Below are 17,954 nucleotides of genomic sequence, written 5' to 3'. Positions count from 1 at the left end.
TCAGTTACTCCGCAGCCGGCGAGATCCTCGTCGGCGGCTTTTTCTCCTGCGCATCCTTTTGCGGTGAAGCCGCAGCTTGATCGGCGGCCTCATCCGCAGCGGACGAGACGATCAGGCGTCGGCCAAGGCGCCCGAACAGCGCGCCGATGTCATCCATCACCATGAACATCGCCGGCACGAAGACCAGCGACAGAACGGTCGAGAACAACAACCCGCCGATCACCGCCAGCGCCATCGGCGAGCGGAACTCGCCGCCGGCGCCGACCGCGAGCGCACTCGGTATCATACCGGCGACCATGGCAATCGTCGTCATCACGATCGGCCGCGCCCGCTTCAGGCCGGCGTCGATCATCGCCGCCTCCCGCGGCTGGCCCGCACGAATCGATTCGATGGCGAATTCGACCAGCATGATCGCGTTCTTGGTGACGATGCCCATCAGCATCAGGATGCCGATCCAGACCGGCGTGGTCAGCTGCTTGCCGGTCAGGAGCAGTGCAGCGATCGCACCGCCGATCGACAAAGGCAGCGAGAACAGGATCGTGATCGGCTGCAGGAAAGTGCCGAACAACAAGACCAGCACCGCATAGACCATCATCAGTCCGGATGTGATCGCCGTGGCGAACCCTTCGGACAGCTCATTCAGGCTTTCGGCATCGCCGGAAGGGCTGACCCTGACGATCTTCGGCAGCGTCTTCATGACCGGCAGCTCGTTGATCTGCCGGGTGGCATCGCCGAGCGCGGCGAAGCCGACGAGGTCGGCCGCCACCGTCGCCTGGCGCTCGCGGTCGTAGCGATTGATGCTGGTCGGCCCCTGATCGAGCTTGATGTCGGCGACCACCGAGAGCGGCACGCCGCCCTTTTCGCCGTGCATGCCAAGCGGGACGCGCAGCTGCTCCAGCGTCTGCACGTTGCCGCGCGCGGCGTCCTCGAGCTGAACCCGAATCGGGATCAGGCGGCCGCCGGCATCAAATTTTGCCAACGCCGGTCCGACATCGCCGATGGTGGCGACGCGGATGGTCTGAGACAAACTCTCGGTCGATACGCCGAGCCGGGCGGCGAGATCGGCCCGCGGCTGGATCCGCAATTCGGGCCGGTCGAGCGCCGTCTCCGAGACCACGTTCGAGATGATCGGAATCCGCTTCATCTGCGAAGCGAGTTCACTTGCGACATTGTCGACGATCTTGCTGTCCGAACCGGTCACCACCAGCGAGATCGCGCGCAGGCCGTTTTCATCCAGGAACCAGAAGCGAATGTCAGGGACGTTGTTGAGCTCCTCGCCGATCTCGCGTTCGAGCTCCTTCTGGGTGACCTTCCGCTCCGATTTCGGGGTGTAGTTGATGATCAGCGCCGCGCGGCGCACCTCCATGATGCCGGGCGGCGAGCGGCCGCCGTCCACGAACACACTCCGCACCTCCGGCCGTTTGCGCAGCCGCGCCACGATGCCCTCCGTGACCTGCTCCGTGAAGGCAAGCTGCGAGCCGGGCGGCAGCTCCATTGCAAGCAGCGAACGCGCGGTGTCCTGAGCCGGCAGGAAGCCTTGCGGCAGCAGCTTGATGCTCAGGATCGAAGCCGCGAAAATCGCAAAACCGATGACAACCGTGATGAAGTAGTGCTTCACCGACCAGCTTACGACGGCATGATAGCCGCGCAAGATGCGGCCGGACGGCGGCTCCTCATGCGCCTGGTGCTTCAGGAAATAGGCGGCCAACATCGGGGTCACGAAGCGTGCGGCGAGCAGCGAGAAAAACACCTGCACCGACACGGTGATGCCGAACTGCTTGAAGAACTGTCCCGCAACGCCCGACATGAAGCTTGCGGGCGTGAAGATCGCGATGATCGTGAGGCTGATCGCGATCACGGCCAGCCCGATCTCGTCGGCCGCTTCGAGCGCGGCGCGATAAGGCGACTTGCCCATCCGCATGTGGCGGACGATGTTCTCGATCTCGACGATGGCATCGTCGACCAGAATGCCGGTCGACAGCGTGATCGCGAGGAACGAGACCAGGTTGAGCGAGAAGCCGAGGATGTCCATCGCCCAGAAGGCCGGGAAGATGGACAGCGGCAGCGAAATGGCCGCGATCACGGTGGCCCTGATGTCGCGCAGGAACAGCAGCACGATGATCACGGCCAGGATCGCCCCCTCGAACAGGGTCGAGATCGCGGCCTCGTAATTGCCCTTGGTGAAATCGACCGAGGTATCGATCAGCCTCAGATCGACGTCGGGATAGGCGACCTTCAGCGCATCGATGCGCTTCTGTACGGCCGCGGCGACCACCACGTCGCTCGCTCCCTTGGCGCGCTTGATGCCAAGCGCGACCACGGGATCGCCGTTGAAGCGGGCGAAGGTCCGGCGATCCGCGATCGTGTCCGTAACGGTGCCGAGATCGTCGAGCCGGACCTCGCCGCCGCCGAACAGCGGGATCATGGTGCCCGCGAGATCGTTCAATGTCTTGGCGCCGGCCAGCGTGCGGATCGCCTGGTCGTTCTTGCCGATTTCGGCGCGGCCACCGGCCAAATCGACATTGGTGCCACGCAGGCTCTGGCTGACATTGACGGCGGTCAGGCCCATCGCCTGCAGCCGGTCGGGATTGAGCGAGACCAGGATTTCGCGCTGGACGCCGCCGATGCGCTCGACCTGGCTCACGCCGCGCACGCCCTGCAGCGCGCGCTTGACGACGTCATCCACGAAGAACGACAGCTGCTCCGGCGTCTTGCCCGGCGAGATCGCGGCATAGGTCACGATCGGCAATCCGATCACGTCGACGCGCTGGATTAAGGGCTCGGTGACATTCTGCGGCAGATTGGCGCGCACGCGCGTCACCGCATCCTTGATGTCGTTGAGCGCGCGGTCGGAATTGGTTTCCAGCGCGAACTGGATCGTGGTCACCGACAGGCCGTCGGTGATCGAGGAGGAGATATGACGCACGCCTTCGACGCCGGAGACGCCGTCCTCGATCGTCTTGGCGACCTGGGATTCGAGCTCGGCCGGCGCCGCGCCGAACTGCGACACCGCAACCGAGATCACCGGAATGTCGGCATTTGGCAGCCGGGTCACCGCGAGCTTGGTGAAGCTGATCCAGCCGAGCAGCAAGAGGATGATGGAGAAAACCACCGGCGGCAGCGGGTGCCGGATCGACCATGCCGAGATATTGAGTGCCATCAGCGTACCCGGGTGCGATCGAGGTCTTCGGCGAACATGGTCTTGATCTGGTCGCCATCATGCAGCGAGCTGCCGGCGTCGGCCACGACGACCTCGCCGACGTCGAGACCTTCCAGGATCTCCGTCGAGGTGTCCGATACCAATCCGACGCGGACCCTGCGGGTCTCGATGGTGTCGCCCTTGACCACCTGGATGGTGAGATGATCGATCGCGGTGTTGGGAACCGCGACGCCGCAGCTGCGCTTGGCGTCGATGCTGGCGCGCGCGAACGTTCCCGGCTTGACGGCAGGATTGCCGGAGAGCGCGATCCTGACATGGCCGAGCTGGGTGGAACGATCGATCTGCGGCGAAACCACCCGTACACGCCCGATGATGTCCGGTTGCTCGTCGCGGCTGATCCGGACGGATGCGCCGGGATTGAGTTTCAGCAGATGCACGCTCGGCACCTCGGCATCGAGCTCCAGCTCGTTGTTGACGGCGATGCGGAACATCGGTCCGGCCTGCGGTGAGGCCGGCGCGCCGACCATGGTGCGGACCTCGGTGACGAGGCCGGCCGCGGGCGCCCGCAGCGACACTGCCCGCCCGGCGGCTGCGGCCGGTGCGCCCGGCTGCGGCGTGAGGCGGGCGAGCTCCTGATTCTCGGTGACAACATCGCCTTCCTTGACCAGCACGTCGGTGACCCGCGAGCCCTCCTGATCGGCGCCGACCACGGCTTCGCGGCGCGGCACGACGAAGCCGGTGACCCGCACCAGATCGGAAAAGCAGGCGCTCACCGCTTTGGTGACGACCACCTGCGCCTGCATTCGCGGCTCGTCTTCCACCCGCCGCGAGCGATGCTCGAACCAGTAATAGCCGCCCAGCAGGGCCGCGACGAGCACTGCGCCGGCGGCGGGTTTGATGGTCTCGGTGAGCTTCATCGATGGCTTGATCCCAGAGCTTCGCGGCGGAGACGGCGGACGCCCGCCTGTGACGGATATGCGCCCCGCAATGCTGCGAGAGGAACGCCCAGGCCGATCCTCAGTCGCATGCGAGGCGCAAATTCGATCCCTGCAGACACTATTTCGCGGCCGCCGTCTTGCTCTGCGTGTTCACGACCTGCACGCGGCGGTTCACTTCCGACAGCGGGTGGCTTGGGTCCTTCAGCTTGCTCTTGCCATAGCCGACGGTCACGAGATCGGCGCCGGCGATGCCGTATTTCTCGACCAGATAGCGCTTGATGGAATCGGCGCGCCGCTCCGAGAGGTCCTGGTTGTAGGCATCGCTGCCGGCGGCATCGGTGTAACCGGCGACCAGGAAGGTCGATCCCTTCAGGTCCGGGCTGGTCAGCGCGCGGCCAAGCGCCTGCACTGACGCCAGCGACTTCTGGCTGATGTTGGCCGAATTGTACTCGAAGGTGATCTCGAGGTCGATGTTCGGCCTGGCCTTGGCGATCGCGGCGATCTCCTCGCGCTCGGCCGACGACAGCGAGCGTGCGGTACGGCCGCGCACGCTCTGCAGGAACTTGTCCTGTTCGGGCGAGACGGCCGGCGTCTCCTCCGCCGATGGCGCCATCGACAGGCCCCGCGTCAGCGGCTTCTTCGGCCCGGCCAGCGCGCGAACGATCTGATCCTCGGTCACGTCCTCGGCGGCGAGGGCCCTGGCCGCGCCGAGCGACAGCGCCGTTCCGATCGCAATCGTCGCGAGCATCGTGGCGGGGAGAGTTGGTCTCGTCATCTGGCAGTTCCTCCTGTGCGGAGAGCGCGGGTCCTCACCGATCGAGCGACGGCAAGGCCCGCCCGCGTCCCTTCGCTGTTTCCCGTGGCTGTTCGCCCTTTTGTCATTCCGGGCCGTCCTGGGGTTCGAACGGCGCCGGTTGCTGCGATCGCAAAATTGCTCAGCGAACGCCGTAGCTTTCGAATTCCTGCACGACGTTGGGGTCCATCGCCTTGGCATTGGCGATGTCGAGCGCCCCCTCCTGGGCCGCCCCGCTGCGCTGCCTGGCGAGACCTCGGCCATAGAGCGAGGACGTCAGCCGCGGATTGATCTTGAGCGCCGCGTCGAAATCGGCGATCGCATTCTTGTTGGCGCCGCTCTTCAGGTTGAGCAGCCCGCGACTGTCCAGCGCGTCGACGAAATTCGGCCGCAGCCGCAGCGCCTCGTTGCAGTCCCGCAACGCGGTCTGCAATTCGCCGATCACGGTGCGCGCCCAGCAGCGGTTGTTCAGCGCCTCGACGTCCTTCGGATTGATACGGATGGTGTCGTCGAAATCCTTGATCGCAAGATCATAGGCGCCCTTGCTGGCGTAGACCTGGCCGCGGCGATACAGCGCGCTGACATCATCCGGATTGGCAGCGATCTTGGCGGACAGGCTCTTGATGGTCGGATCATCGGCGAGCGCCACCTGGGTGCTCGTCGGGGCCACGTTGGGCTCGGGACTGGGCGAATTGCTGGCCGCAGGCGGCACAGGTGCAGGCGTCGCTGTCGGCGCCGGTGCCGGCGGCGGCGTGTCGGCCTTCTGCACCGGGCTAGGCGCCGGGCTCGGCATCGGTGGCGCAGGAGGCGGAGCGGGCGGCGCCACCACGACCTGCGTCGGGCTCGGTGTCGGGGCGGGCAGCGGCGTGACGTTCGTCTCCGCGGCGCCGCCGGCCGGGCGGTTGCCAGCCGGCCCCGTGACGAAGGTGAAGTCCTCAGCGAGCGAAGAGGAGATCCACGGCACCTGCTCATTGCGCGAGGCGCGGGTGACGCCGACGCGGGTGTGGTTCAAGGTCTCTTCCGCCGAGAGATCAGGGACGCGGATCTCCTTCAACAGCTCCTGCACGAACAGACTGTGATCGCGTCCGCTGTCGGAGACCACCGCGGACAGCGCGGCCGAATACATCACCAACGTCCCCGTCGGCGCGATCACCGGTGCGAGCCCGGCCGAGGCGGTCCGGAATCGCCGCTCGTATGGATTGCGGCGCGAGGCGTCGATCAGTGCGATCTTGACGCCGGCGCCACGGCCGTTGATCTCGCCCAGCACCGTCTCCAGGCTGAAGCCGTCGCGCCGCACATCGGCCTCCTGCCAGATCTGCGCATCGACCGGGATCAGGTAGCTCTGCCGGTTGGACTGGATGCCGTAGCCGGAGAAGAACACCAGCGCCACCGTGCCGGGCTTGATCTTCCCGTACAGGCGATCGAGCGCGTGGCGCATCGCCTCGCCGCCCGCATTCTCCAGAACATCGACGTTGAAGCCGTCGCGCTTCAGCTCATCGGCGAGGTCGCGCGCGTCGTTCACCGGCTCCGTCAGCGGCGCGTCGGCATCGGGATATTTGGCGTTGCCGATCACCAGCGCGACGCGATCGGCGGCGGCGAAGCAGGGTACGGATGCAACGGCAGGGACGATCAAACCGAGCAGGAGGAGCAGGCGAAGCGTCATCACGATGGCGGTCCAGACTTTGGGCGGTCCAGAGGTCAGCAACAGAAGGCGCCGATCGCGCTTGCGCCGCAGCGACCTTACCCCCCGCACCAGGCATTATCAAATCGCGGTGACCCGACGTCAACCGCTGGGAACCTCGGCAGAAGCGTCACAATCGCGACGCATCGCACCGCCTCTCGCCTCCTCTCTCTGCAGCACGATCTTCGACGTCGGAGCATGCCCGTCTTGGACGGCTTGCGAATGTGACCGGCCGCACATGAGGCCAGCGGCGACCGAGCTGCTCTCGGTCTCATTGACCGCGACGATCGGGAGTGGCTTGCTGCATTCCGAACGAGACCACAACGACGGGGAGAGACGACCGGATGGGGAACGCCCATGAGATCGCCTATGAGATCTATGCGCTGCGCTATGCGACGATGTCGGGGCGCACGCCGCAGATGAACCATCTGCAGCCGGACCCGCATGAGAGCACGGCGCAGGACCTCGACTATTTCGTCTGGCTGATCCGTGGGCCGGGGCGCGACATCCTGGTCGACACCGGCTTCAACGCCGAGGAGGCGCGGCTGCGCAACCGCAAGCTCACCTGCGATCCGGTCGAGGCGCTGGCCGCCTTCGGCGTGGCGCCGGCGCAGATCCGGGAGGTGGTCGTCACGCATCTGCATTATGACCACGCCGGCAATCTCGACCGCTTCCCGAATGCGCGCTTCCATCTGCAGGAGCGCGAGATGGCTTACGCGACCGGCCGCTGCATGTGCAACGGCCTGCTGCGGCATCCGTTCTCCGTCGAGCACGTCACGGCGATGGTGCGGCATGTCTATCGCGAGCGCGTCGTCTTCCACTGCGGCGATGGCGAGATCGCGCCCGGCATCACCGTACACCGGGTCGGCGGTCATTCCGACGGGCTGCAGGCGGTGCGGGTGGAGACCGCGCGGGGTCCGGTCGTGCTCGCCTCCGATGCCGCGCATTACTTCGCCAATCTGCACAGGCGCAGCCCCTACCCGATCATCTACAATCTCGGCGACATGGCCCACGGCTGGGAAATCGTCGAGCGGCTCGCCGGCCATCCCGATCGCATCATCCCCGGACATGATCCGATCGTCGCCGAGATCTATCCGCGGGCGAGCGAGACGGTGGACGTGTTCGCTCTGCATCAGGCGCCATCGCGCTCATTCGTGAAAGAGTGAGCCGCGATGACCTCATCATACAAGATGCTTTCTTCATACAAGAGGCTTGGCTTCATCGGTCTCGGCGTCATGGGCGAGCCGATCTGCCGCAACCTCGTGACCAAGAGCAACGCCGGCGTGATCACCTTTGATCTCGCGCGCGAGCCGCTCGAGCGGATCGAGTCGGCAGGCGCCGCGATCGCGGCTTCCGTCGCCGATGTCGTCAGGCAGAGCGAATTGATCTTCCTGTGCCTGCCGAGCGCCACGCATGTGCGCGCAGCATTCGAGGGCGACGGCATTCTCGCCCATATCAGGCCGCAACAGATCGTGGTCGATCTCGGCACCTCCTCGGTCAAGCAGACCCGCGACTTCGCCGCGCAGCTGCAGATCAAAGGCGCCGCCTGGGTGGACGCGCCGATCGCGCGCACGCGGCAGGCGGCGCAGGACGGCACGCTGAGCGTGATGGTCGGCGCTTCGCCCGAGCTGTTCGCGGCGATCGAGCCCCTCATCCGCTGCTTTGCCACCGACGTCACCCTTTGCGGCGAGGTCGGCGCAGGGCAGGTCACCAAGATCCTCAACAACATGGTGCTGTTCGAGACGGTGACCGCGCTGGCCGAAGCCGTCGCCGTGGCGCGCCGCAGCGGCGTCGATCCCGAGCTCCTGCTGCAGACGCTGTCGAAGGGCTCGGCCGACAGCTTCGCGCTCCGCAACCATGGCCTGAAGGCGATCGTGCCCGGCGCATTTCCGGAACGCGCCTTCTCGACCGAATATGCGCTGAAGGATTTGTCCTATGCGCTCGAACTCGCAGCCGATGCCGGCGTGGCGCTGCGCGGCGCGGAGCTCACCGGCACCATCCTGCAGGAGGCGATCGATGCCGGCACCGGCAAGGCGTACTTCCCGGTCATTGCGAAGCTGATCGATCGCTCTCTGGACTAAGGACCCGGGACTAAGTGCCTGCACCCACGCGATCCGATGTCTGATTCATGTGTCAAACAGCCCAGGCTGACGTGACAACGCCTTCCCGCGACGCAGATACGTCCGAGTCATGCTGCCGACATCGCCCTCGAAAACGAGAGGGCGCAGGGAAGGCCGGACCTCGACTGAGGCCCGTGGCCCGCCTGCGGAAAAAATGCAGGCGGCAGGTACCACAGGTCCAGCCGGACGACCCGGCCTTCCCCGCGCGATGGTTTTAACGGCTGCTTCGCGATCTCCCCGGTGCGCCGGGCTTGTTGGCCACCGTCATCCACGCGATGCGCAAGGCGCATCGTCGCGAACTTGATACCAGCGTCGGGGTATCAGGACCACGCGACTTGACCGTCCGCGTCGAACTTGCTCGCCGGCTCGCCAATGCAGAGCCTCAAGTCCAATGCGTCCACCGCTCCCCGCCGCTACGCCTCGTGACGATCGGCCGAAACGCCCCTCTTCATCGCCGCGGGATAAGCGAGATCATCGTTGTGATTTGCCCGACACGGCAAGGCCAGGAGCGTGCGGCAAACTGGCACGACGGGCAGTTTGGGCATGACGGGAATGCGGAATTGCCCATCGGGTTGGGGGATGTGAGCTCGAGAGCGGATTAGCGGAGCGTCGTCCGCTGGTCCCGTGCGAGTAAGGTGGTGCGTCACGCGCACGAAAAACGGTAAGCTTATGTTCCGTGATCTTGACATTGGAGAGACGAATGAACGTGCAGCGGATTGCCGCCTTTTCCCAAGGAACGAACGGGGGCAACCCCGCAGGTGTCGTGCTCTGCAAAGCCCTCCCTCCTGCCGACCGGATGCTGGCGGTCGCCGCAGAGGTGGGGTACTCGGAGACAGTGTTCGCCGCACCGAACGAGGACGGCTGGCGGGTACGCTACTTTGCTCCTGAGATCGAGGTGCCGTTCTGCGGGCACGCAACAATCGCGCTTGGGGCCGCGCTTGCTCTTGCCCATGGCGACGGAACCTTCGCGCTTCAACTCAACAACACGCGGATCACGGTAACGGGATGGCAGAATCCCGAGCTTATGGCGGCCTTGCAATCACCGCGCACGCGCAGCGAACAGGCGCCGAAGGAGTTGGTCGAGACCGCACTCAGCCTTTTCTCGTATACCGTTGCTGATCTCGACCCACGGCTGCCTCCCGCAATCGCTGAGGCTGGTGCTCGGCATCTCGTGCTAGGCCTGACGAGCCGCCAGAAGCTGGCCGCGATGCACTATGACCTAGAGCAAGGACGGCGGCTCATGATTGCAGCGGGGATCGTTACCATCAGTCTCGTCCATGCAGAAACCGATACGCTCTTCCGTGCCCGCAATCCATTCGCAGCGGGAGGCGTCTACGAAGACCCGGCGACGGGAGCCGCAGCGGCGGCCCTCGCGGGATATCTTCGCGATCTTGGATGGCCTCATGGTGGTAGGATCGAAATCCTACAGGGGGAGGACATGGGTATGCCGTCGCGGCTACAAGCCGAGATCACCTCTGAACCCGGTGCGAGCATCCGGGTGTCAGGAGCAGCTCGGCAGATGTAGCCGGCGAAGCGCTGATCACAGTGAGACCCAGCGCACTCCGCAAATCGCGTGCGAGTAACGTGGCGGGTTACACGACCGCGACCAGACCGTAGGGTGGGCAAAGCGATAGCGTGCCCACCATTGATCATTGCATTGATCCCTCCATTGATCGTTGGGCGATATGGTGGGCACGGCGCTTCGCGCCTTTGCCCACCATACAGGACCGCGGCCGAACGTAGTCACTGCAATCCGCTTCGCCACTTCCACCGCTATCGTCCCGGCCTTGAGTCGGACTCATGTTCCAGAGGCGCTTGTGATGCGCGAGCTGCCGAACTCATCGTAGCAGCAACAAAGGTCGGTGGTTATGGATCCCCGCTCCGCGCGCAATTGCGCGCTAGGCGGGGACGACAGCGGCGTTCGGATTCCTGGATTGCTCCGCTTGCGCTCGCAATGACGAAGGAGGCGCGGTCTCATCTCGCAACCTCGGGATTTCCGGGTTCGGCGCGTTGCGACCGCCCCGGAATGACGGGGGAGGTGAGAATCTGCGGCTCAACGCAGCTCGACCGCGGCGCCCTTCTTCACGTGAGCTCGTAGGGCGGGTTAGCGGAGCGTAACCCGCCAATCCCGTGCGAACAGCGTGGTGGGTTAGGCGATCGCGAACGACACTCCGGGCCGCCATCAAAATGCTTGGCGCGGCCGCTAACCCACCCTACGATCTGAATATGCTGGAGTTGCGCACGCGACTAGGCGTTCGCCTTTACTCATGGCTGCGCCGGCGCTCGCTTCAGCGCCGTATCAGGCACATCCGCCGATCAGGCAGCTCTCGGCTTGTTCACCGTCTCGATGCGGTCGAGAATCTTGCCGAGATCGCGCTTCGCGACCTGAATGTCGTAGTCCGTCTGCAGATTGAGCCAAAGCTGAGCCGTCGTGTCGAGCGCCTTGGCGAGCCGAAGCGCGGTGTCTGCCGTAATGCCGGTCTGCTCACTGGCAATCCGCTCGATCCGGGTCCGAGGCAAGCCGCACACCTTGGCGAGAGCACCCGCCGACATCCCGAGCGGAACGAGGAACTCTTCCCGCAGAACTTCACCGGGATGCATGGGCTTGAGCTTGTTGGTCATTGCGTCCCTCCTAATGATAATCCACCACTTCGACCTCCGCGGGCCCTTCGGCCGTCCAAACAAAGCACACCCGGAATTGGTCGTTGATGCGGATCGAATGTTGTCCCTGGCGATCCCCCGCCAGCGGCTCGAGCCGATTGCCGGGAGGCGATCTCAAATCGGCGAGATCGGCCGCAGCATTGAGGTAGCGGAGCTTTCGGCGCGCCACCTTGACCAGATCGGATGGAAAGCCCTTTGGACTCTCGCCGTTGAAGACGGCTTCAGTGACTTTGTCCCGGAAGCTTCTGATCATATCGTCAATGTATCATTTGATGATACATGTCGTCAAGTGAACGTCCTAGGGAGCATCTCCGACGACGGTGGGCACGGCGCTTGGCGCCTCCGCTCTTCGAGCGGCTGCGGGACGAGTGCGACCGCCCCGGAATGACGCAGGGCTATCGCATATGGCGTCAAGCAGGGGCGGGGCCTCATGGTTCTCCCGACGATGCGTAGCATCGTCTGGAGACGCGCGGCAGCATTTGCGCCGTTCGCGACGGCCTCGCTATCGCTCGGCCTGCTCGGGCGTGCCGCGCCCTCACCATGAGGGTCTACGATTTCACCGCGGAAAATGCCCTCATCGTGAGGAGCCCGCCGCAGGCGGGCGTCTCGATGGATGGCCGCAAAGAAGACTGCCCGAAGCTATTTCCGGCCATATGCGATAGCTCTGCGAATGACGGGGAGCGATGCGAGCGGCCGCCGCTCAACGGAGCTCGACTGCGGCGCCCTTCTTCACGTGGGCGCCGAGGAATTGGGCGTCCCAATTGGTCAGGCGGATGCAGCCGTGGGATTCGGTCTTGCCGACCTTGGAGGGATCGGCGGTGCCGTGGATGCCGTAGCCCTGGCCGACGGAGAGCCCGATCCAATAGGAGCCGACCGGATTGTTCGGCCCGGGCTCGATGGTGAAGGGCTTGCGCGCCTTCACGCCCTTGAACTTGTAGTTCGGATTGTATCGATAGGTCGGGTTGGGATCGGCCGAGGTCACCTTGTAGTTGCCGACCGGGGTCGGCTTGTCCTCGCTGCCGACGGTCGCGGGGAAGAACCCGAACAGGTGACTGTCCGCATCATAGGCCTGCACCGCGCCTGCATTCTTGTCGACCGCGAGCTTGGTCACCTGCGGCACCTTCTCGTCCGGCTTCAGCACATTGGCGACGAAGATCTCCTCGCCCGCTTTGTCGAAGGATTTGCCCGGGTTGAGCGCGGCCAGCAGATCCTGGCTCATGTGAAATTTTTCGGCCAGATCTTCGCGCGGCGAGGTGTAGCCGAGCGAGGGCAGGCGCTTCATCCGCTCCATCTTCGGCAGCGAACGGACGAACGGCCCCTTCAGATCCTGCTTGGTGATCTGATAGCTCACGATGGCCGGCGCCTGGTCCTGCTGCATCAGCGCGGCCCACAGCTCCGGCGTCAGCTTGGCGCCGCTGTCGAGCCCTTTCGACGCGGCAAAGGCGGCGAGCGCCTTCTTGGCGTTGTCGCCGAACCTGCCGTCGATCTCGCCCGGCGAGACATGGGTGCGGTCGAGGATGACCTGCGCGCGGATCGCGGCCGGATCCATCTTCTCTTCGCCCGGGCCGCGCTTGCGCAATTCGGCGGTATTGACGTCATCCGGCTTCAAGGTGGCGGCGCCGGCCGGCACGGCGGCCAACACAGCGAAGAGAACCGCAATCCAAAGCCGCACCATCAGAGACACCCGAAGAAGAACCAAGCCGCCATCGCGGCATCAACGTCATCACGACCGGAAAGTTCGTAACGTCGTCCCACCGGGTGTCCCGCGACCGATAGCAGACGCGCGCGGGCCGGGCCAGCTGCCCTGTCCGGTCCTGATCTGTCGCGCGTGCCGGCTGTCACGTTCAGCGCTCTGTTAGCTATCTGTTTCTCGCAAGGCGTCGTCAGGGAACCGGCCGGCCTGCGCTCCAGCTTGGCTTTCGAATTTGTTCCACGCTTTGCCGCTCGCTATTCCCACCGCGGAAGCGTAGGCTTTGGCATCACCGGATTCCAACGGGCATCCGTCAGTGACTGAGCGTGGCGTGCGCTCCCGCCAAGGAAGGGGAGCGTCTATTGTCTCGGTTTCGCTTGATCGAATGGATCGTGCCGCCAGTGGTTGTCCCGCCGGCCCTTCTGCTTTCGGTTATCGCAGCGGCCGCCTGACATGGCTAACACGACGAAACGGCCGCCCCTGGTCAGTCGAAGCGATCAATCGGGCTCGGTCAAATTCGGTTGCCCCACGGCAGCGGCGGCCCTGAAGAAAGCGGGAGAGCTCCCGGAACAGGCCCGCGCGGGGGTGAGAATATGCATGCCGCGAGGTCCGGATCCTGCTTTCTGATGAGTTCGATCAGCTCGACGGATGGCGAATGCAGCAGGCCACGGTAGCAATGGCGCAAGGTCGGCAATGAACGCAAAACCCTTCAAGACGGCGTATGAGCTCGCGGACATGATCGTCGAACGCGCGAGCATCCTTCACGGTCCGTGGCCTGCAGGAATGACGCTGTTCATATTTGACGACGCCTATGGGTGGAGCGCGAGCATCAGCCGGCCGGTTTCCGAGTTGGACGATTTCTATCGCAGCCGCACGCTCGATCTCATCGCGACGCTCAGGTCCAGATACGATCTGCGCTCGCCTCGCCTTTCATCGGCTGACGATCTGTTCTGACTTCGGCCGATTTTGCATTCAGCTTCGGTCATCTCAATCCCGAAGACAGCCTACGTGGCAAACGGTCGGCAGAGGCCATCGGGAAGCCACGAAGCCGAGAAAGGAAAAGATCAAGGCAATTGCCGCGGCGCCCGGTCGAAAGGCCGCTGCCTTGCAGCCAAGCTTCGCCTCGGCCATCAAAAAATGAAAATGGCTTGCACCATTATCTGATGCATTGTCGGACGGCTATGGCCACCTCCGCTCGCGTGGAGTCATGCTATACATGTAGGGATCGGTAAGACTGCCCTTGCCATCACGAAGGAGCTTGCCTTGGTCGTACAAGCTCAGACAATCGGCCCGCACGCGATGCTCGTAGTAGGTTCGATCCTCCCAATACAGCATTTCAGCGATGTCGCTTGCGGTCAGCTTTAGCCGGCGCTTCCGCCTCAACAAGTCGAGAATATCATCTGCAACGGACATTGAGGCCTTCTGTGAGATTGCAGTACCATTTCCGACGATCCTGTCCATGGAACAAAGTCGCCACGAACGCCCTGAGCACGCAATCTTCACGCATCGTTCAAGCGAACGAATAGAACGAGTGCCAGTCGTCAGCAAGGCTCCTGGAGGGGAGCGCTGCCTGCACGCACAAGATTCTAGGCAGGCCGCTGGCTGATCCTTGCGAGTGCACGGCGTTCTTCGTCCGTCAGCCGCCAATTCTTGCACTGACTGCAAAGCTGCCAGAGAACATCGTATAACTTGCTTCGAGCTACCTCGACGATTTCGGTGTCGTCGAATTCGCGCGAACTAAGAAATATCGGTGAGGTAAACGTGGTCTGACGGCCATCGAATTGAAACGTCAAGCTGACGTCCTCGCCTCGTTCGTTCGTTCGTTCGGCGAGATCATCTCGATACGGGCGATCTTGATCTTGAACATATCCATGTTCTCAGTCCTCGGGATCGACTGTGAACCGGTCTATCCATTCAAGACATGAGGCTCGGCGATTGCGCTCTTCTGCGTGTCAGCACCATGCCTTCGATGATGCCGAGCATGACGGAACTGGTGTTCTTGCGATTTCTGCATCGATCTCCGGTACAATTGCTGCTTTGCTTGATCCGCTGACCGTTCATTGAACTCCGTTCTCTGATGAGGACCCATTCACATGCTTCGATCGTCCGGCGGGAGCCTTGGCGGCGCCGGCCAGCCACGCGAACATGTCGTTTCCCGCCTCCAAAGAACCTTGTGCGAAGCGCATGGCGCGCTCTCCCTGTGCCGCATCAGGTCCGCAACCTTGGCCTCATCGGCCATCAAAAAGGAAGAAGCCGATAGTCATGACGGCTGGCCTGGATATCTCACAGGTTCGAGCATATCGGGGCTCCGGAATCAGTAAAACTTATTGTGGCGCAACGACTTTGCCGTGATCCAAGGAGAGCCCCGACGGCGACGGAATGTGCCGCGGATATGTTTGAATTTGAAGCGGTCGAAGGTCGCATGGTGGGCGCGGGCTTCGACGGAAGCGCGATCACATCGGACGCGGGCGGGTTGCTGCCGGGCGCGGCGGATCGAGCGATCCGGACGGCGGAGAGGTCGCTACGCTCGCAATGACGCCTGCGTGAACGTCATGGCCTCTTGCTGCGACCAATAGCGACGGATCGGGTCGGGTGGCCGATGGCGCGCGCGTCTGCTATCGGTCGACGCTCCTCGCCGACAGGACCAGGCTCGTATGGGACATTCCGCGTTTGCCGCCGCCTCGCGCAGATTTTCGGCGCTCAAGTTTTCAGCGCTTGCGGCCGCCAGCCTCTTCAGTCTGGTCCAAGCAGCCGCCGCCGCTGAGGAGCGAGATGCGCCGAAGGGCGCAGCCGTCACCGTGCTGAAAGCCGCGAAATCCTGCTTCGACGATACGGTCGAGGTCTCCGGCCTGGTGCTGGCCCGCGACGAGACCGCGGTGCGGCCGGACCGGCCGGCCCTGAAGGTCGCCGAGGTGCTGGTGGACCCCGGCGATACGGTCAAGGCAGGGCAGAATCTCGCCCGGCTCACCGCGCCCGACGGCGGCTCGACCATGATCCAGGCGCCCGTGGCCGGCACCATCGCCACCTCCAGCGCGACGATCGGCGCCTTCGCTTCAGGCCGCGGCGAGGCGTTGTTCACGATCATCGCCCGCAACGAATATGACCTGGTCGGCCTGGTGCCGAGCGCCGAGATCGGCAAGGTCGCGGCCAACCAGAGCGCCAGGCTCCACATCGTCGGCGCCGGCGACTTCGACGGCAGCATCCGCCGCGTGGCACCGACCATCGAGCCCAACAGCCAGCTCGGCCAGGCCTTCATCGGCATCAACAGCGACCAAAGGCTGCTGATCAATTCGTTCGGCCGTGCCGTGATCAAGATCGGACAGAGCTGCGGCATCGCGGTGCCGCTGACCGCGGTGCTCTACGATCCCGCAGGCACCGTGGTGCAGGTGGTGAAGCAGCAGCGCGTGGAGACCAAAGTGGTCGAGGTCGGGCTGATGGCCGGCGGCCAGGTCGAGATCCGCAGCGGGCTCAACGAAGGCGACGTGGTGGTGGCGCGCGCCGGCGCGCTGTTGCGCGAAGGCGATCCGGTGAGGCCGATCATGGCGGGTGCGGAGGCAGCGGCGTCGAAATAGGCGCGGTCGATGGTCACGCGGCGGCGGACACTCGAGTGTCGCTGATCGACGAATTCAGATCGACTAATCAGGTGCCGGCGTTGGCGTTCGTCTCGGATCCGAAGCGGACCTCTTCCTGCAGCGAGGAGGAGACCGAAGGCACCTGCTCGCCTTCCGAGGCGCGGGAGACCGCAACGCGGGTCTTGTTGAACACGGCTTCCGCGGGCGCGGACTTGCCGTCGAGATTGGCGAGCAACTCGGTGACGAGCACGCTGTTCTGCCCCTTGGAGTCGTCGACCACCTTGCCCGGCGTCGCCGAGGACAGCACCAGCGCATTGGCCGGCGCGTTGATCGGGGCAAGACCGTGCGAGTAGGCGCGGAAGCGCCGCTCATAGGGATTGCGGCGGGAGGCATCGATCACCGCCAGCTTGGCGCGCGCGCCCTGCTGCGCCATGGTGTCGAGCAAGGCCTCGATGCTGACGCCGTCGCGGCGCACGTCGCGCTCGTTCCAGATCTTGGCATCGACCGGGATCATGTAGCTCTCGCGGCCCGCCTGGATGGCGTAGCCGCCGAAGAACAGCATCACCACCGCGTTCGGCTTGACCTTCGCCTTCAGCCGCTCGACGGCACGGCCCAGATCGTCCTTGCTGGCATCCTCGATCACGTCGACATCGAAACCGTCGCGGCGCAGGGCGAGGGTGAGCGCACGCGCATCGTTGATCGGCTGCGTCAACGGCGCATTGGCATCCGGATAATGGCCGTTGCCGATCACCAGCGCGAGCCGCATGCCGTTGTTGGCGGGCTCCACACGCTCGGTGGTCGCCGCATTGGCAGCTTCGAGCGGACGCTTGTTCAAGGCAGCATGCGCGCCGATCGCCAGCGACACCGTGCCGAAGAGGACGGCGGCGATCGCGACCGAACGGCGAGAGAAGGAAGTCTGCCTTGCTGTCATCACGTCAATCCTGTCAGAGCCGGTTGCCCGGAGGCAAAAATCCGTCAGTACCAATGGTGCGCACGCATTGGTCGCGCCCAGGCTGCGGAGCTTTGAGGAGTTGCGGGACGATGTGTCGTCGGATTGTCCGCAATTTGCGGCGCCGCAACGCGCACAGCCTTAGCTCGATCGGCCCGGCCGGGCAACCTGCAATTCCCGTTGATTTTACAAGCATTTGAAAATTCATAAGAATTTAACCATCCTGGCGTTCTCTTGAGCCGACTCCCTTAGATTTCGAGGGTGTCATATTGCCGTTAAACCTCGCGTTCCAATTGTGATGTCGGTCACATTTGTCTTTCCTCGGACGCCATGCCAAGCTTGCGCCAAGAGCGCACGGCTGACGCAGCGGTTACGCGGATGGCGGTGTCC

At 64.2% G+C, this 17,954-nt stretch carries 13 protein-coding genes; 5 read left to right on the top strand and 8 right to left on the bottom strand.

Features of this window, described 5'->3' with window-relative positions; translation table 11 throughout:
- Nucleotides 1-4 precede the first annotated feature (4 nt).
- The 4 genes from QXZ85_RS10430 to QXZ85_RS10415 all read right to left on the bottom strand — a co-directional run bounded on the left by QXZ85_RS10430 (nt 5) and on the right by QXZ85_RS10415 (nt 6,554).
- Complete coding sequence (locus QXZ85_RS10430; RefSeq protein WP_315701963.1) at nt 5-3,160, bottom strand: efflux RND transporter permease subunit; 3,156 nt, start codon at nt 3,158-3,160, stop codon at nt 5-7.
- Nucleotides 3,160-4,077 (bottom strand): efflux RND transporter periplasmic adaptor subunit, encoded by a 918-nt coding sequence (locus tag QXZ85_RS10425; RefSeq protein ID WP_315767624.1) that lies wholly within the window; start codon nt 4,075-4,077, stop codon nt 3,160-3,162. The genes QXZ85_RS10430 and QXZ85_RS10425 overlap by 1 nt, the downstream gene beginning before the upstream one ends.
- Nucleotides 4,078-4,216: 139 nt before the next feature.
- Entirely contained in the window at nt 4,217-4,846 is a 630-nt protein-coding gene (locus QXZ85_RS10420; protein WP_315742708.1) for an OmpA family protein, read from the bottom strand.
- Nucleotides 4,847-5,033: 187 nt separating this feature from the next.
- On the bottom strand, nt 5,034-6,554 hold the full coding sequence (locus QXZ85_RS10415; RefSeq protein WP_316174217.1) for a caspase family protein: 1,521 nt from the start codon (nt 6,552-6,554) through the stop codon (nt 5,034-5,036).
- A gap of 362 nt (nt 6,555-6,916) precedes the next feature.
- On the opposite strand from QXZ85_RS10415, the gene QXZ85_RS10410 reads away from it, so the two are divergent.
- The 3 genes from QXZ85_RS10410 to QXZ85_RS10400 all read left to right on the top strand — a co-directional run bounded on the left by QXZ85_RS10410 (nt 6,917) and on the right by QXZ85_RS10400 (nt 10,217).
- On the top strand, nt 6,917-7,738 hold the full coding sequence (locus tag QXZ85_RS10410; protein ID WP_315701966.1) for an N-acyl homoserine lactonase family protein: 822 nt from the start codon (nt 6,917-6,919) through the stop codon (nt 7,736-7,738).
- Nucleotides 7,739-7,744: 6 nt separating this feature from the next.
- Nucleotides 7,745-8,653: an NAD(P)-dependent oxidoreductase gene (locus tag QXZ85_RS10405; protein ID WP_409998193.1), complete on the top strand. Its 909-nt coding sequence runs from the start codon at nt 7,745-7,747 to the stop codon at nt 8,651-8,653.
- 739 nt (nt 8,654-9,392) lie between these two features.
- Nucleotides 9,393-10,217 (top strand): PhzF family phenazine biosynthesis protein, encoded by an 825-nt coding sequence (locus tag QXZ85_RS10400; protein ID WP_315701968.1) that lies wholly within the window; start codon nt 9,393-9,395, stop codon nt 10,215-10,217.
- A gap of 791 nt (nt 10,218-11,008) precedes the next feature.
- On the opposite strand, the gene QXZ85_RS10395 is transcribed toward QXZ85_RS10400, so the two are convergent.
- From QXZ85_RS10395 to QXZ85_RS10385, 3 genes are all read right to left on the bottom strand, one after another.
- A complete protein-coding gene (locus QXZ85_RS10395) occupies nt 11,009-11,314 on the bottom strand; it encodes a HigA family addiction module antitoxin (RefSeq protein ID WP_315701969.1) in 306 nt (101 codons plus the stop codon).
- A 10-nt stretch (nt 11,315-11,324) separates the two neighbouring features.
- Nucleotides 11,325-11,606: a type II toxin-antitoxin system RelE/ParE family toxin gene (locus QXZ85_RS10390; RefSeq protein WP_315701970.1), complete on the bottom strand. Its 282-nt coding sequence runs from the start codon at nt 11,604-11,606 to the stop codon at nt 11,325-11,327.
- A 447-nt stretch (nt 11,607-12,053) separates the two neighbouring features.
- Entirely contained in the window at nt 12,054-13,028 is a 975-nt protein-coding gene (locus QXZ85_RS10385) for a L,D-transpeptidase (protein ID WP_315767625.1), read from the bottom strand.
- A 708-nt stretch (nt 13,029-13,736) separates the two neighbouring features.
- Between QXZ85_RS10385 and QXZ85_RS10380 the strand changes: the two genes are divergently transcribed.
- Together QXZ85_RS10380 and QXZ85_RS10375 are read left to right on the top strand one after the other, a co-directional pair.
- Nucleotides 13,737-13,997, top strand: a complete 261-nt coding sequence (locus QXZ85_RS10380) for a hypothetical protein (RefSeq protein WP_315701972.1) — start codon at nt 13,737-13,739, stop codon at nt 13,995-13,997.
- A gap of 1,700 nt (nt 13,998-15,697) precedes the next feature.
- Complete coding sequence (locus tag QXZ85_RS10375) at nt 15,698-16,615, top strand: efflux RND transporter periplasmic adaptor subunit (protein WP_315701974.1); 918 nt, start codon at nt 15,698-15,700, stop codon at nt 16,613-16,615.
- Nucleotides 16,616-16,682: 67 nt separating this feature from the next.
- Here QXZ85_RS10375 and QXZ85_RS10370 read toward each other — a convergent pair whose 3' ends face one another.
- Nucleotides 16,683-17,546: a caspase family protein gene (locus QXZ85_RS10370; RefSeq protein WP_315701975.1), complete on the bottom strand. Its 864-nt coding sequence runs from the start codon at nt 17,544-17,546 to the stop codon at nt 16,683-16,685.
- Between the last annotated feature and the right edge of the window lie 408 nt (nt 17,547-17,954).

Source organism: Bradyrhizobium sp. SZCCHNGR1005 (assembly GCF_032489995.1).
Lineage (GTDB): Bacteria > Pseudomonadota > Alphaproteobacteria > Rhizobiales > Xanthobacteraceae > Bradyrhizobium.
This window is presented reverse-complemented; position numbering and strand designations above follow the sequence as displayed.